Annotated in this window: 17 protein-coding genes; 1 reads left to right on the top strand and 16 read right to left on the bottom strand. The window is 37.3% G+C overall.

All coding sequences use genetic code 11. The features are described 5' to 3' along the window. Window positions 1-34 precede the first annotated feature (34 nt). From DXC04_RS04210 to DXC04_RS04165, 11 genes are all read right to left on the bottom strand, one after another. Window positions 35-1,444 (bottom strand): hypothetical protein, encoded by a 1,410-nt coding sequence (locus tag DXC04_RS04210; RefSeq protein ID WP_118619266.1) that lies wholly within the window; start codon window positions 1,442-1,444, stop codon window positions 35-37. Window position 1,445: 1 nt separating this feature from the next. Then, on the bottom strand, window positions 1,446-2,873 hold the full coding sequence (locus tag DXC04_RS04205; protein ID WP_118619264.1) for a Sau3AI family type II restriction endonuclease: 1,428 nt from the start codon (window positions 2,871-2,873) through the stop codon (window positions 1,446-1,448). A 2-nt stretch (window positions 2,874-2,875) separates the two neighbouring features. Further along, the gene (locus tag DXC04_RS04200; RefSeq protein ID WP_118619262.1) at window positions 2,876-3,349 is read right to left on the bottom strand and encodes a very short patch repair endonuclease; all 474 of its coding nucleotides are present in this window, start codon (window positions 3,347-3,349) and stop codon (window positions 2,876-2,878) included. A gap of 147 nt (window positions 3,350-3,496) precedes the next feature. Continuing rightward, on the bottom strand, window positions 3,497-3,871 hold the full coding sequence (locus tag DXC04_RS04195; RefSeq protein ID WP_118619260.1) for a TnpV protein: 375 nt from the start codon (window positions 3,869-3,871) through the stop codon (window positions 3,497-3,499). Window positions 3,872-3,875: 4 nt separating this feature from the next. Further along, the gene (locus DXC04_RS04190) at window positions 3,876-5,291 is read right to left on the bottom strand and encodes a plasmid recombination protein (protein WP_279220487.1); all 1,416 of its coding nucleotides are present in this window, start codon (window positions 5,289-5,291) and stop codon (window positions 3,876-3,878) included. A 242-nt stretch (window positions 5,292-5,533) separates the two neighbouring features. Further along, window positions 5,534-5,761, bottom strand: a complete 228-nt coding sequence (locus DXC04_RS04185) for a DUF5348 domain-containing protein (RefSeq protein ID WP_118619256.1) — start codon at window positions 5,759-5,761, stop codon at window positions 5,534-5,536. Window positions 5,762-5,878: 117 nt separating this feature from the next. Continuing rightward, entirely contained in the window at window positions 5,879-7,216 is a 1,338-nt protein-coding gene (locus DXC04_RS04180) for a virulence-associated E family protein (protein ID WP_118619254.1), read from the bottom strand. Further along, complete coding sequence (locus DXC04_RS04175; protein ID WP_118619252.1) at window positions 7,161-7,835, bottom strand: CHC2 zinc finger domain-containing protein; 675 nt, start codon at window positions 7,833-7,835, stop codon at window positions 7,161-7,163. The genes DXC04_RS04180 and DXC04_RS04175 overlap by 56 nt, the downstream gene beginning before the upstream one ends. A 187-nt stretch (window positions 7,836-8,022) precedes the next feature. After that, window positions 8,023-8,193, bottom strand: a complete 171-nt coding sequence (locus tag DXC04_RS15690; protein ID WP_009243121.1) for a hypothetical protein — start codon at window positions 8,191-8,193, stop codon at window positions 8,023-8,025. Between the two features lie 19 nt (window positions 8,194-8,212). Next, window positions 8,213-9,265 carry a site-specific integrase gene (locus tag DXC04_RS04170; protein WP_008705153.1) on the bottom strand — a complete coding sequence of 351 codons (1,053 nt, stop codon included), beginning with the start codon at window positions 9,263-9,265 and terminating at the stop codon, window positions 8,213-8,215. Window positions 9,266-9,278: 13 nt separating this feature from the next. Continuing rightward, window positions 9,279-9,470 (bottom strand): helix-turn-helix domain-containing protein, encoded by a 192-nt coding sequence (locus DXC04_RS04165; RefSeq protein ID WP_009243123.1) that lies wholly within the window; start codon window positions 9,468-9,470, stop codon window positions 9,279-9,281. Window positions 9,471-9,680: 210 nt separating this feature from the next. Here DXC04_RS04165 and DXC04_RS04160 point away from each other — a divergent pair, with 210 nt between their 5' ends. Beyond that, window positions 9,681-10,214, top strand: a complete 534-nt coding sequence (locus DXC04_RS04160; RefSeq protein WP_110103086.1) for a helix-turn-helix domain-containing protein — start codon at window positions 9,681-9,683, stop codon at window positions 10,212-10,214. Between the two features lie 927 nt (window positions 10,215-11,141). Here the strand turns inward: DXC04_RS04160 and DXC04_RS04155 are convergent. From DXC04_RS04155 to DXC04_RS04135, 5 genes are all read right to left on the bottom strand, one after another. After that, window positions 11,142-12,197: a helix-turn-helix domain-containing protein gene (locus DXC04_RS04155; RefSeq protein ID WP_055281939.1), complete on the bottom strand. Its 1,056-nt coding sequence runs from the start codon at window positions 12,195-12,197 to the stop codon at window positions 11,142-11,144. 220 nt (window positions 12,198-12,417) lie between these two features. Beyond that, on the bottom strand, window positions 12,418-13,005 hold the full coding sequence (locus tag DXC04_RS04150) for a DUF2812 domain-containing protein (RefSeq protein ID WP_055056226.1): 588 nt from the start codon (window positions 13,003-13,005) through the stop codon (window positions 12,418-12,420). Next, window positions 13,002-13,325, bottom strand: a complete 324-nt coding sequence (locus tag DXC04_RS04145; protein WP_055056227.1) for a PadR family transcriptional regulator — start codon at window positions 13,323-13,325, stop codon at window positions 13,002-13,004. Before DXC04_RS04145 ends, DXC04_RS04150 begins: the two co-directional genes overlap by 4 nt. Before the next feature lie 132 nt (window positions 13,326-13,457). Next, window positions 13,458-13,832, bottom strand: a complete 375-nt coding sequence (locus DXC04_RS04140; RefSeq protein WP_055258600.1) for a TnpV protein — start codon at window positions 13,830-13,832, stop codon at window positions 13,458-13,460. A 4-nt stretch (window positions 13,833-13,836) separates the two neighbouring features. Next, the gene (locus DXC04_RS04135) at window positions 13,837-15,255 is read right to left on the bottom strand and encodes a plasmid recombination protein (protein WP_117639954.1); all 1,419 of its coding nucleotides are present in this window, start codon (window positions 15,253-15,255) and stop codon (window positions 13,837-13,839) included. Between the last annotated feature and the right edge of the window lie 124 nt (window positions 15,256-15,379).

The following is a 15,379-nucleotide window of genomic DNA, read 5'->3' as shown; positions in this document are numbered from 1 at the left end:
ATAATATCTTATTTTATTGTTTTTGTAAAGATCCTTATTTAAATAATTCTAAAATAAGTTGATCTACTTCTGCTTTATTTTTTATCCCACCAATATCAATGACTTTCCATTTATTTTCATTGAGTACAATTCTTTCTTCTTCATTTAATCCATCAAAAAAAGCCCACTTTTTTGACTGTACTTTAAATTTAGGTGCATATACTTCTCCATTTATTCGAATTTTACCAGTATTATACTCTATACCAATATCAGAAAGTCTTTCTTTCAATTCAAGGATAGAATCAAAGATATTACTCTTCTTAATTTGAAGCTGATTTGTTTGATTCATAGAATATTCATATAAACTTAAGTCGTTCCATTGAGAGGTTGTATTAGGATGTAAATCTGACAAATAACTTCTTTTACACTGTTCATCTAAAATTTTTTGCATTCCCTTAGGATACCCTTTTGCAATACCAACTGCTTTTATTAAAGAATAATCTCCCGCAGCATACTCTCTACTAATCCAATCAACATATCTCATTAGTTGTAAAGGAAAATCCCTCGTTGCTTTTCCTTTTTTCAGCTCTATAACCATATATTTTTCTATTGGTTTTTCGGTGTCTGGAAAATTCTCCAAATATCTGTATGCAAAAATATCCATTTTATCAATATATGCTAACGGTTTAAAAGGAGAAGCTATAACCTGATGTGTCACATAATCATACTTTTCGCCTTCAAATCCATTTTTTGAAATGAAATCTATCATCCAGGCCTCTAGTAGCATTTCCGTATTTATTTCATTTTTTTCATAATTAAACTCTTTTATTATAGTTTCTTCAGGACTGATACGATACTTTTCCAAATCAAATTGTAAAATCCGTTCATGTTCTGATGTACTGTATTCAAAATACTTCTGTTTGTCTCTGTTTTTTAAATAAATACATTCTTTTAACGCTCTATTTTCTTCATCATCTATCTTTATAAAAGTAACATCTTGAAAAGCTCTCAACATTCTGAATGCTGATGGTCTATATGACAGTACCTCATCCATATCAACGCCTTCTGCAAAAAAATGTTGATCTGGCTCAAAGAGACATAACCATCTATACTCTGGTCCCAATTGCATCAATGATTGATCTGCTTCTACTACTTTTTCTTTTCTTTCAAAATTATTTGCATCCAAAAAATTTTTATATTTGCAATCTATTCCCACATTGACCAATTTCCCAACTCCATAAATGCGTCTATCAGATAAAAAATACACATTATCACCAGCTTGCATCGAACAATAGTCTGCCAATACCGCCGCCATAACTTGTTTACTTTTATTACCTGAACTTTCATTTTCCTGTACTGAAAGTTTATCATTTGGTACTTTTGATGCATATAATCCTTGCCTAATACACTTCTTTACCCCTTCAATATTCTCTTCTTTATATATAGAAAAAATGAAACCTGCCATACTATTCCTCCTTGAATCGATCATCTAACTGCGCCAAAATATAACTATTATTCAACCAGAAACATTGCTTTGGATACTGTCTTCCGTCTGGGAGTTCATAAGTATCTTTTGCATTTTGTGCATGTGGTCTTACATGGCACACTGGATTTTCTGATGATTTTGGAAAATTATTATAATTCTTCCCATTTTTCTTTTCTATCTGAAGACCTTCGCGAAGTATTCTCTGCGTCCTTTCCCAAACTGCCTTCACACTACCTTCCAAATCATCATATGGAATATTCCAGAACTGGCAACCCTTTAACCTTAATTCATCTTGTTGATCAAACTTATAAACCACAAATAAAAATCGAGTTTCACGTAAATAATTTCCAAATGTAGAATCTTCCCAGTCTTCCTCTACTAACTCTTTAAATTTGAAAGTTGGAAATGACATATTTTCCTTTATCTTATTATTTTTCTCAATGCGTATCGTCTTAACTACCACATTTGCTTTTTCAAATTCTTCCGCATGGTTTCCTTTTATGCCTAACATCCGATATGCTAACATTGCCTCCAGGCTTTTCGGTTTCTTTTGATATTCTATATGGAATGTATTACATAAATCAGTAACCGACCAATCGCAATACGCATCTATTTTACTCACAACATAATCCTCAAAAGATTCCTCTGCCGTACCTTTAATAATCGGTTCGTATGTATTTTTCCCCGGAATAATATAATTGTTCAGAACATATGTCATGTATGAATTTTTAAATGCAAATGCCCGTGGTTTTGCTAATTCAGCACTAAACGGCTGCTTTCTCCGGTCCCTTGACGTTGCTGCCTTTGGTGCTGCTCCCAGATACAGAGTATCCCCTTCAGATAATTCATGTGCTTTTCCGTTTCTGATTTTCTCAACAATAACCTCAAAATCATGTGCTATGATTTTTATATCTTGCTCCGGCGGTGCAAACAGCTTCACATATCCAATACGATAATCTAGCCGATTCTTTATCTCTTGTTGATACAGATAATACACCAATAAAATCAACCGGGCCTTTTGCCACATATGACTATTTTCAAATGTCTCATCGACAACTGAAAAATAATCAATCATTGTCAATATCAGTCTTTCCTTAGCCACCAATGTTCCATTCTTATTTTGTTTATATGGTGTTACTTTTAGTTCTACACCAGCTTTATCAAAATCCGGGCGTGCATCATTATTCGTCTGATAGTGAAAGAATCTCTCCTCTACCAGTTCTCCTAAACCGCCTTTTCGCTTCTTATTCTCATGTTTTACTTCGTAATTTGCAGTCTCCCTGACAACCATAGCTTTAGTGATATCATCTTGCCTACACACATCGGCAAATGTTTTTCCAATCAACCTTTTTGCATATGTTTCAATTGAAATAGGATCCGTTTCATCGTATTCTTCCAAATAATTCATTATTACATTTCCTCTTCATCGTCTACTTCTTCCAGTTTCTGGTCAAATATTGTCTCTTCTATCACTCTAACGCACTGTTCTGTATCTTTCAGAATATCTTTTCCCCAGAAATGTATCACAGTCCACCCCATAAAATTTAATTGCTGGTCCTTTTCTTCATCTCTCTGGATATTTCGCTCTATTTTCTTAACCCAATAATCCGGATTTTTTCCTTTCTCTAATCGTGGCTTCAATATTTCCCAATCTTTTCCATGAAAAAATTCACTGTCACAAAAAATCGCAATACGATACTTCGTCAGAACGATATCCGGTCTCCCCGGCAATTCCTTATAATTTTTTCGATAACGAAATCCCCTATGCCATAGTGCCTTTCTCAACACAACCTCTATACTTGTATCTTTTCCACGTATTCTACTCATGTTTTTATGACTTTTTTCTGTAACTTCGCCATGAAAACGCGGTTCTTTCGTCGGCATAATTTACTCACCCTCAATACCGTATAATCCATTTTATTGTATCAAACTAACAGCCACTATTCAATTCCCTGCAAACAGAAAAAAGACACGTTTTTATTCAACGTGCCCTTTCTCATATCATATTCGATTTTATTTTACAAGTATTCCTTATGCATAAATTATTTCCAATAATACCATTTCTTCTGCAACATTCTTGATATTATTCATCCTCCTCACCCATTCCATCTGATCCCGCATCTTCAATTCTTCCGTCACTCCCCACTGTTCAGCCATCTGTTCTACCAACATCTCAACTTTTTCTCTTGCTTCCTTATCAACCTGATTCAGATGCTCCGTCAGTTTCCCGGTCAGTACTAGGTACTGATACCTGGCACTCCTGTGCTCCTTCAAAAAATGTTTTCGCATGATTCCATATTTCCCATATGTAGGTTCTTCCTCATTGATTTCCAGGTCTGGCAGATAATAATCTCCATGCAATGTGTAGCTCAGTCCGTTCTTTTCATCATAAATCTGTTTCGTCATATTCTTACAACTCCATTCCTCTGTACTTTGCTTTATTCTTCTTAATTTGTGCATTGTGTTCTTCACTTCGTTCTCTTGCCCATTGTATGCGGTCACCTATTTTTTTCGGCATTTGCTCTTTCCTCTTTTTCGCTTCAAGTTCCTCCTGTATCCGGATATCGTCCTGTACCAGTCTTTCTACCATATCTTTCCCCAGCATACGTAAAAGTCGATTATATCTGTCCGCAAGACCCTGTAGTATTTCTTTCTCACCAGACAATTTCTGATAATCTTTCTGAACTTCTGCCAGTTCCTTTTTTGTTTTTTCATGCTCTTGCTTTTTCTTTTGAAACTTACTTTTCCAACTATCTCTTTCTCTTGTGAGTTCTTTCACCTGTGCAGCCATCGCACCGATTTTGTTTTTCATTTCAATGAATAATGGTTTTATTTTCTTATTCCGGTAAGTTACCGCACGTTCAAATGCTGTAGCTTCCGGCAGAAATGTTTTGATCATTCCATATTCTTTTATTTCCTTACTGACATTATCCATCACTGCTTGCAGGAATTCTCTTCTGTCCTCCAGTTTTTTCAATTCCGTTTCTGCTTTCTCCGCACGTTTTTCCGCTATCTTTTTATCTTTCTGGAACTGAATTTTTTCTTCTTCCAGTAGCTTGATATCTGCCCTTGCTTCTGCAATCTGAGAAGTCAATCCTTCATTCTCCACTGTCAGATTTTCTTTTTCCTGTTCCAATTCCTGCACTTCCTTTTTGCGTTCTTTTTTCTTGAAATTGTAAACATCCAGATGTTCTTCATGTGTGCCTTTCTGTTCCCATTCAATTCCATACTGTTTTGCGATTTCAGCCAGCACTTCCTTTTCATGATTTATCCACTGATTCAGTTCTGTATCATGCTTATTTCCACCTTGAAATCCAAGACTTTTCAATGCCTGCTTCAGTGAAACCCTGGTATCCATTCCTTTTCCCTTCCAGTTGGTCACATAAGGAACAAAGTCAATATGCAGATGCGGAGTAGCTTCGTCCTGATGCAGATAGCAGCTAAATACCCGAAGTGTCGGATTCCGTTTCTGGAAGTCTTTCACATATTCGTCCAGTACCTTTACAGCCAGATTTCCTTCTAACGTTCCCACTGCCATATCCTCACGATTACCAATCTGGAATATTACTTCATGGAACAGCTTCTCCTGTTTGCCCTGTCGGATTTTTTCATAATAATTTGCAATCTGCCGGTCCTTTCTTTTCCCGACATTGTATCTCTCCACAGCATCGTCAAACAGTTCCTTATAAACTTCTTTCAGATTCTCATTCTTATAACAAATGTTCAATTGCACTCTGTCCGGATCTACATTTTCTGCTACAAAATCCCGTCTGTTATGAGTCAGTGAACCGGCTCCGATCATGCCACTGATTGTCCGTTTCATCATAAATTTTCTCACCTCTTTTCTACTCGAGTGCCAGACATGGCACATAATTTTTATTTACGCCAGTTATGGCGATATTTAAGAAATTTTCGCCGGATACGGCGGTTTTGTTACTTTTGTCAAAAGTAACGCAAAAGCACTTTCGACAGCCGTACCGTCCATCAAAAGTCCCCTTGCGCCCTGCCGGGGCATAACGTCCTTATGGACGTCTGTTCTGCACCGACCGAAGTGGATCATAGATCTGTTTATTCTAGTATCCTCGCCTGCACATATTCCAAATCTCCACAATAAGGCGTTCCCACCAGATACCATTCTCTTGCCAGATTCATCTCCATTCTGGTCCGTACCCATTCATCATCTACCAGCACTTCCAGTCCTTCTCCGCAGTGAAATCCTGTATCAATCCATAAATCCGATGATAATAATCCATATCTTCCATTGCTGCTGTTATATCCTAATCTTCCCTGTTTCATCATTTTCTGCTCCTTTCCAGTCTGTAAACGGAATTTGTAAACGGAGTTCAAAAGATTTTAAAAGTTAACGTTTTAAGTTTTTTCTTCAAGTTCCGTTTACATCGTTTACAATAATCTTTACTCAAACGGTATTTCCAACTGTTCCGGTACTTCTATAAATCCGTCTTTATCTTTCTTCACCGAATCTTCCATCCGTTTCCATGACCGCTGTATTCCATATTCCTTTCCGAATCGATGTGTACCATGTGGTTTCCAGCCTACAATCGCATTGTTCATAATATTGGCAATTTCTTTACCTTCCCACTGTTTCATTTCTCCGGTTCGATGTAGCGCTTCATCGAACAGAATTCTTGTACATACATAATCATCATCGTAGTCATCAAGAAATGCCTGTATGATTCCGGCATTGGTATCTTCCGGCATAAATTCTTTCTGCAGACGCTTTGCCTCTTCCTCAATTTCCTTTGTAAATCCTAAGAACACATTTCCCTGTCGATACAATACCATTGCCTCTGCCCAGGCCTGTTCGATATAGGCTTTGCTCTCTGCTTCATTATCCAGAATATGAACTTCTGCTTTCGACATATCTGTCATCACCGGAGCAAATCGTCTGTTTCCGGTTCTGTCCAGCGGAAGGAAATTCAAATCATTTGAAGTACCACAAAATACACACTGTCGTGGTCTGTCTTCCGGGTGAACTTCATAAGGTACTTTGTAAGTTTCTTTCTGTCTGCTCAAAAACGATTTTATCTGTTCAATATTCTTTGCTGTGATAGTTGCCTTCATTTCCCCCATTTCGATAATCCAGTGATTCTGCAGTTTTCTGTAAATATTTTCATCATCCAGATGATCCAGATTGTCGCTGAACCATTCTTCTTTTATCGCCAGATATTTGAAAAACGTAGACTTTCCGGCTCCCTGACTTCCAACCAGGCACAGCATAATGTCATATTTTATTCCCGGTTCATAAATTCTTGAAATCGCTGCCAACATGTGCATTTTCATTACTCCGATTGTGTATTTGCTCTTTTCTGCTCCCAGAAAATGCGGAAGCATATTTTCTATTCTTGGAATTCCGTCCCAAACCAGGCTCTCCAGATAATCTCTGATTGGGTGATATTTATTTTCATTGGAAACAATATCTATTCCCGCTTTGATCACACGCTCACTTGTTATTTCATAATGCTCTTCCAGATACATTTTCAGATTGTATTCGTCTGTATCTGTAACCGTAGGACTGTTATTTCTCCGCTCCCATGGCACCTCTTTTACAATGTCCATTCTTCCGGAAAGCTCATTTCGTTTAATCGCTTTTTTCAGTACCGGATCATTTTGAAGTACCGTTACACAGTTTCTGATTGTCTGCTTTGTTCTTCCCTTATCCGTATGCTCCAGCATATTATTGACATCTTCTATTGTAAGCATTTCCTCGTTCACAATATCTTCTAATTCCATCAAGGACTTCTCGCTGATATTCGTTAATTCTTTCTTCAATTTTTTCAACCTCCCTTCTCTTCATTTTGAAAAATTCTACAATTTCTTCTCCTGTTCCAAACATCAGCACGTCCAGATAGTCATTTATCTTTCTTTCATTTGCCAATGCCTCCGTAAATAATTCATGCCACTCTTCTTCTGGTTCTGGTTTGTAAAACTCTTTCCAGAACTGAATCCATTTCAGATATCTGATCAGCACGTCTGTTGCATGTTTCAACCACTGCTCCAGTTTTTCTCTGATCATCACAACTTTAGGTTTCTTTGATATCAAAGTATTCCTGCTTTGGTGCGTCCTTTTGTATTTGTTTCTGTCTTCGATTTTTATATCCAGTCCAAAATCTTCTATCATCTTTTTCGCAGCTTCATACTGTGATATTCCAAATAACCTTGCTGTAAAATCTATCGCATCACCGCCCACTCCACATGCAAAGCAGTGATATATTTTATCTACCTTCATACTTGGGTGTCGGTCTTTATGAAACGGACAACACGCCATTCCATTTCTTTTTACTTTTATCCCGTAATGCTCCGCAGCCTGTCTGGCTGTCACACATTCTTTTACCTGTTCAAATAATGTCACTTCTACCTCCTGCCCCTCCGAGCAAGTCTCCGATGAACAGATATTCGGGAATTGTTGTATCTTTCAATTCGTGATATACTGAATCTGCCAAGATGGTATATCAGTGAATCTGATTATCAGAGAACTTGCTCAGATATTTTATCTGGGCTTTTTCTTTTTGTCTGTCAGTAGTCATAGCTTTTGCTCCTTACACAAATCTCCTTGTAGGAATAATAATGATTTCAAATTTGCTTCCATCCTCTAATTCAAGAAGAATCACATAATCTGAATCCCGATCCGGTAAAATGGAACTTATTTTCAGCTTCTTACTGTAGTTAATTGCATCAAATATTTTTCCGACTACTTTCTTTGTTTTCATTTGCTTCTTTTCCTCCGTATTAACGTTTATTGTCCAGCATCTCAGCAACTTTTTTCTGCTGTGACGGGTACAGATGCCCATAAGTGTTCAATGTCATCTGAATGTCTTTGTGCCCCAGCCTTTCCTTGATAATCAGCGGTTCTACGCCCTGGTAGATCAGATATGCCACATGGCTGTGACGGATATCGTGCACTCTGATTGGTTTTACACCGGTCAGTGCTTCATATTTCTTAAGACGTTTCTGCAGTGTTCTCGCCACAATCGGGAACAACCGCTGATCTTCCGGAAATCCATAATGCTTCTTTGCATACTCCTGTACCTCTTCCTTAAGAAAATTGGGAATGTCAATAGTACGGACCGAATTTTCTGTTTTTGGAGTATCAATCACATCTCTTTTCTTGATCCGGTTATAGGTCTTATTGATATGCAGGAGATTTCCACTCATATCAAAATCCGAAAGACTCAATGCTAGAAGCTCTCCTTCCCTAATTCCTGTCCAGAACAGAATTTCAAATATCAGATAATCTTCACTCCCCGGCTCAATCCCGGCGATAAATCTGTCATATTCTGCTTTCGTCCAGAACTCCAGCTTATTTGCATCCGATTTTCCCATCTTTTTTACTTTCTTACATGGATTTTCCTTCAGATTGTAAATTTTCTGTGCATGATTAAACAGTGCATTTAACTGATTCTGGATCATACGCTCATAAGTCTTACTGTATCCTTTTTCCTGAATGGCATTCTGCCACTGGATAATCTCTGCCGGTGTAATTTCATTCATTTTTCTTGTTCCAAAATATGGAACAATGTGCTTGTTCATCATGTGCTGCTTATTACGGATTGAATTTTCTTTCAGTTCATTCTTTTTATCTTCAAAATAGACTTGAATAAAACTGTTCATCTCCATTTTCATATCCGCTGCAGTCTTTCTTATGAATTCCTTTTCATAATTCAATGCTTCTTTCTTTGTCTTGAACCCTCTTTTCAGCTTCTGCGTTTTCTTACCTGTCCAGTCAATATAGCGGAAGCTCACATACCAGGTTCCCTGTGTTTTGTCTTTGTAAGCTGACATCTCAAAACCTCCTTCATACTGCTCTCTGAGAGCATCCATAAAATTTTGTTTCCCAGTAGGGACGTGGAATCTTTCCACGAACTGCTACATATCCTTCCTTTGCCAGTTCATCATTGAGCTGCTTCAGAATAGAATATGCTTTACTGCGTTTCACTCCTAATTCTTCCATGACATCATCAACAGTCATCATATAATTAGTTCTCATAGCGTCCTCCTTTCCAGTCACTTTTGTGACTCTTTCGTTGTTCTCTTATAATAATTCACTTTTGTGAATTTGTCAATAAACATTTGCGAATTTATTTTTTCCATTCCATACCTATCGCTTTCGTATCAACAATTTGTTAAATCTCACTCTTTTGTATCATTCACTTTTGTGCTAGAATAGAAGCACAAATATTATTAAGGAGGCAGCATTATGATCGGTAAAAAAATCCGGGCATTCCGGGAATTTAGAGGATACAGTCAGATACAATTAGCCGAGCTGTCCGGCATTAACGTAGGAACGATCAGAAAATATGAACTGGGAATTCGGAATCCAAAACCGGATCAGTTAGAAAAGATAGCAACTGCACTGGGATTAAATGTTAGTGTTTTTCTGGATTTTAATATTGAAACAGTCGGAGATGTGCTCTCCCTGCTGTTTTCTATTGATGATTCAGTGAACCTCTCACTTGCTGAGATGCCTGATCAGAAGATTTCACTGACGTTCGATAATCCTACAATGCAGGACTTTTTCAGGAAATGGTGTCAATTTAAAAATGTCTATGAAAAGGAAAAAGCTGAAATATTAGCTATCGAAAATGAAGATAAAAGACAGGAAGAATTAGATAAGCTGAACGCTACCCAAGAAGAATGGAAACTGCGTGCTATGGGAACTACGATAGGTTGTCATACCATCGTTAAGAAGGGCACTGAAGGTAATGACATCAAGACATATGATCTGACTTAATCCACAGTCAAATCTCTGATTTGTGAATAAATCCACTTTATCTGTTATCATATTTACGAAAATTATATATTTTGTTATCATTCTGTTATCACAAACGGTTGTCAGGACACTCTCCCGGCAACCGTTTTTCTATACTGTTCGTTATTCTTTTCTGCTCTTTTTATATATTTCCAGGCAACAGAAAAACCCGTAGAACCGAAGTTCTACGGGCATCTTACGTTTGGACACAATGTTATCTTGCGATAACCATATATATAATTTTATCTGCTAATCAGTGATTACTCGATGATAGAAGCAACACGGCCTGATCCTACAGTACGTCCACCTTCACGATACTTTAATCCCGTTTTACCTCATATTTTTTATGGTTTTCTCTCCAAAATACAGTGAAAAACGGCTGAATTGCACCACCTATTTTGATTTGCCTGATTTCTTGGCACCGTTTTGGCACCGGAGAATACTCAAACCGATTTTCTTCTGTAGATACTAGATACTTCTCTACCAACTTTATATTGCACCGGTAATTTTTAACTGTTATAATCGAAACATGGGTGCTACCATAACGGTAGGCGGTTAGTCCTTCTCCAGAGGGACTGTGACCCTCTGATTACATAGAAACCTGTAAAGGAATCCATTGGAAAGGAGGGCTAAGCCAATGAGTATTATTGACTTCATAGCAGTAGTGAGCTTCGGCTTAACCTGCTTTAGTATCGGATATACATTAGGCAAAGATAATCATAAACCACAAAAATAACCGCCCTGGTCTGGTAAACTAAGCGGTTATCTTTGATGATATTCTAAATAGTAAAACGGACTAACCGTCTATCGGTAGCACTCTTTTTCTATAATCATATTAGCACGCATCCGTGGAAATGTCAAAAATTTTCTTCTTTCTCAACTATATCTATTTCCATACATTTTTACAACCTATTTCAAGTGTTCCTCAAAAATTAATTCGAGTTCCTTATTCCCTCTCAAGAATTCATACTCTTTCTTATTTTCAATTTCCGAATACAATTCACGAACAAAATTTTTTCCAACTCCCGAAAAGGCTTTTCCCTGTGCAGTATCTTCATACCTGTAATACAAAGGGGATTGTGTCATATTCCAAGGCTTCTGTGATTCACTTAATAATTGCTTAATTAACTGAACACATTTTTCTACATCTTTTCGATATCCAGCAATCAGCAGATATGGCACTGTGTTGCCGTAATTCCATAGTCCAAACAACGATATCATGTGATCTGTAATCTCAGCAATTCTCTCTGCTTTATCATGATTTCCTGTTTCTTCTTCCATTTCAATTAACTTATACAAGTAGCTTTGAATATTGACAACTGCCTGTAGCAGTTTCCCTTCCAGGAATAACGCAGCAGTGTCTGTTCCTTCCTGATGTGCTAATACACTTGTTTTCATAATCGTTGCATCAATTACAGTATCAGGAATTTTTTTCAAAAGGGCATTTGCTTCTTCATATTTCTCCATTTGGACATATTTTGTTGCAAGTATAAAAACGCTTGAATTTCTCACTCTTTCATCCTGACTGTCTGCTGTTCGTTCCAGCCACTCAATAATAGCTGTATTATATTCCATTCGTTCTTCGCCATTAAGATCTGACAAAGTCAAAGATCCGTTCAGAACGGTTGCGATCGTATATATTAATAAGTCGCAATGAGGATACTCCTGTATTTTACGAGATGCCATCTCGAAAGCCTCTGTAAAGCTGTCCAATGAAACTTCCGAAAGTTCATTCACAAATTGTCCAATCTCTTTTTCGGTCAATTCTTCACGAAACGAAAACAATTCATTCATATCAATTTTCAATAATCGTGCCAAAGCTGGAAGTAATGAGATATCCGGATATGTATTTCCCTTTTCCCATTTATTTACCGCAGGAGTAGAAACACCCAGATAATTTGCCACCTGTTCTTGTGTTAATCCCTCAGTTTTTCGATAGTTTTTTATCTGCTCACCAATACGCATTGTTCGCACCTCCTGTCCTTATTTCCATTATAGCGTTCCCAATACATGTTTACAATTGAGCCTTTGTTTACTTATTACTTTCTTTTTTTAACTTTCAATTAATTTTCTCTAATATTTATATCATCAGCAACAAACTGCCCACAAATTTAAGAACGGGCTACTAACCCTCAAACGACAGTGCATTACATTGCATCAGCTAAACCAACCTTGTTATCCTGAATCACCACTCCTTCATCTTCGCTTCATGCCTATTTTTCATAATTTGCAACTGGTATATAATGACAGGGATTAGAAAAATCACAGCAACTATGCCTAAAATAACAGACCGATTTACGGTAGCAAATGCCACGAGCATAAGCATTAATAAAAGCCAGGGATTTCGCAAATTACTGTAATAATTTGCCCTATCTTCATAGGACGTATGAAGTTCAAAAGGTTTTCCATCATTTTCTTTTTCTACAATCAGCAATTCCCTGTTAAATGTTGTAGTGTTTGTTGCAATACGACCGCCAATTTCAGCCCACGGACGCCAGCGAACTTTACCAACAGAATAATTAAGATTGATATTTTTATAGAATACGGAATATCCCATTTCTTCCAAGAAATCATGGTAATCTTCAGCATTAGCTTTTGATTTTTGTCCTATAAACTCCACGCAATATTGAACTTGACCTGGCTTACATTTTTCAAATTCATAGAGTAATTTTCCCGTTCGAATAAGGCGATAACCTTTTTCAGCCATCTTATTCAGCCAGTTTTTCTGTACCGTCAATAGCCCGCCAAAAAAACGATAACACTTTTTGCTCATAATGTACCTCCTACAATTCCGCTTGCAATACCTACAAGTTCACGAAGTCTGATAAGTTCTTTTTCAGCTATCTCCTTTCCTTTTACAGTGATAAGATACTCTTTTTTTCTACCTTCACTATCTCCGAAAAGCTCAATCCATCCCTTTTCCTGCATTGAATTTAATGCACCATATAAAGTGCCTGCTCCCAATGAAAGCCGCCCACCTGTTTTTTCTTCAATGAACTGCATGACAGCATATCCGTGTTTAGGTGAATAGAGTGAAAGCAAAATATAGAATGTCACTTCTGTGAGTGCACCACTTTTCACATTATCCCTCATAGCATCCCCTCTTTATTACGGTTACTGTAATAACTATATCAGTAACCGTAATAAAAATCAAGAGATGTGAAATAAATCTTAATAAGCCGGATAGTATTATACTTTTCCTGTTCAGTCCTTTACAACCAATACTTATATATAAAGTATTTCTCTCAACACCATTTCTTCTGCACTGGCTTTTATATTATTCATCAGCCTAACCCACTTCGTCTGGTTCTGTACCTTTAATTCTTCAGTTACACCCTGTTTTTCTGCCATCTGTTCCATAAGCATTTCCACCTGTTCTCTGCTCTCCTGATCAATCTGATTCAGGTGTTCCGTCAGCTTTCCAGTCAACAACAAATATTGATATTTTGCTAATCTGTGTTCCTTCAGAAACTGTTTTCGCAGCATTCCATATTTCCCATATATCGGTTTTTCTTCATTCAATACCAAATTCGGCAAATAATAATCTCCATGCAAAGTATAGCTTAATCCGTTCTTTTCATCATAAATGTGTGTTTCCATAATCTTATCTCTCCATTTCTCTGTTTTTTGATTTAGTTTTCTTACGCTGCTGATTCTCCATCTCGCTTTTTTTCATTCCCCATGCCAATCTTTCATGAATATTTCCCTTCGGCATTTGCTCCATCCGTCGCTTTTCTTCCAGGACTTTCTCGTTTTGAATATCCTGCTGTACTGCTGTATCTACAGTTTCTATTCCAAGAACACGCACAACACGATCATACCTATCAGAAACACCTTGTAATATATCTTTTTCTTCTGACAATTTCTGATTGTCTTTACGTATATCATCCAGTTCTCTCTGAATAGCATTATATTTCTGTTTCACCTTTTGATATTTTTTCTTCCACCCTTCCACCTCTTTCGTGAGTTCTTTAACCTGAGCCGCCATTACAGCAACCTTATTCTTTATTTGAAGAAACAGTGGTTTAATTTTTTTGTCTCGATAGGTTACTGCCCGTTCTAGCGTGCCCGCCTCCGGCAGTAACATTTTAACTGTTCCATATTCTTTGATTTCTTTGCTCACACTATCCATAATCGGTTGTAGCTGTTCTCTGCGATCTTCCAGGCTTTTTAGTTCTTTTTCTGCGCTCCCTGCCTTTTGTTCTGCTTCTTGCTTCGCCTTGATTGCCTGTTCCTTATCGTCTTTTAAATTCTGGATATCTGCTCTGGATTCTGCAATTTGTGCTGTTAATTCTTCTTTTTCAGCAGTTAGATGCTCTTTTTCCTGCTCCAATTCCTGTACTTCCTTTTTCCGTTCTTTTTTCTTGAAGTTATAGACATCCAGATGTTCCTCATGAGTACCTTTCTGTTCCCATTCAATTCCATACTGCCTTGCAATCTCTGCCAGTACTTCTTTTTCATGATTTATCCACTGATTCAGCTCCGTATCATGCTTATTTCCACCTTGAAATCCAAGACCTTTTAATGCCTGTTTCAGCGAAACTCTGGTATCCATTCCTTTTCCTTTCCAGCCCGTCACATAAGGAATAAAGTCAATATGAAGATGTGGAGTAGCCTCATCCTGATGCAAATAGCAACTAAATACCCGAAGTGTCAGATTCCGTTTCTGGAAATCTTTTACATACTCATCCAGTACGTTTACAGCCAGATTTCCTGCTTCTGTTCCAACAGCCATATCTTCTCGGTTTCCAATCTGGAAAATCACTTCATGGAACAACTTTTCCTGTTTTCCCTGCCGGATTTTTTCATAGTAATTTGTAATCTTCCGGTCTTTTCTTTTCCCGGTATTGTATCTCTCCACAGCATCATCAAATAACTCTTTGTAAACTTCTTTCAGATTTTCATTCTGGTAACAAATATTTAATTGTACTCTGTCTGGGTCTACATTCTCTGCGAAAAACTCTCTCCTGTTATGAGCCAGAGAACCTTTCCCAATCATACCGCTAATTGTTCGTTTTATCATAATGTTTCTCACCTCTTTTCTAATCAAGTGCTAGATATGGCACATAATTTTTATTCACGCCAGTAATAGCGATATTAAGAAACTTTCGCCGGATACGGCGGTTTTGTTACTTTTGTCAAAAGTA

It is taken from the genome of Dorea sp. OM07-5, assembly GCF_003481355.1.
GTDB lineage: Bacteria > Bacillota > Clostridia > Lachnospirales > Lachnospiraceae > Dorea_D > Dorea_D hominis.
Note: the sequence above shows the minus strand (reverse complement) of the source record. Positions and strands in the feature narration are given on the sequence as shown.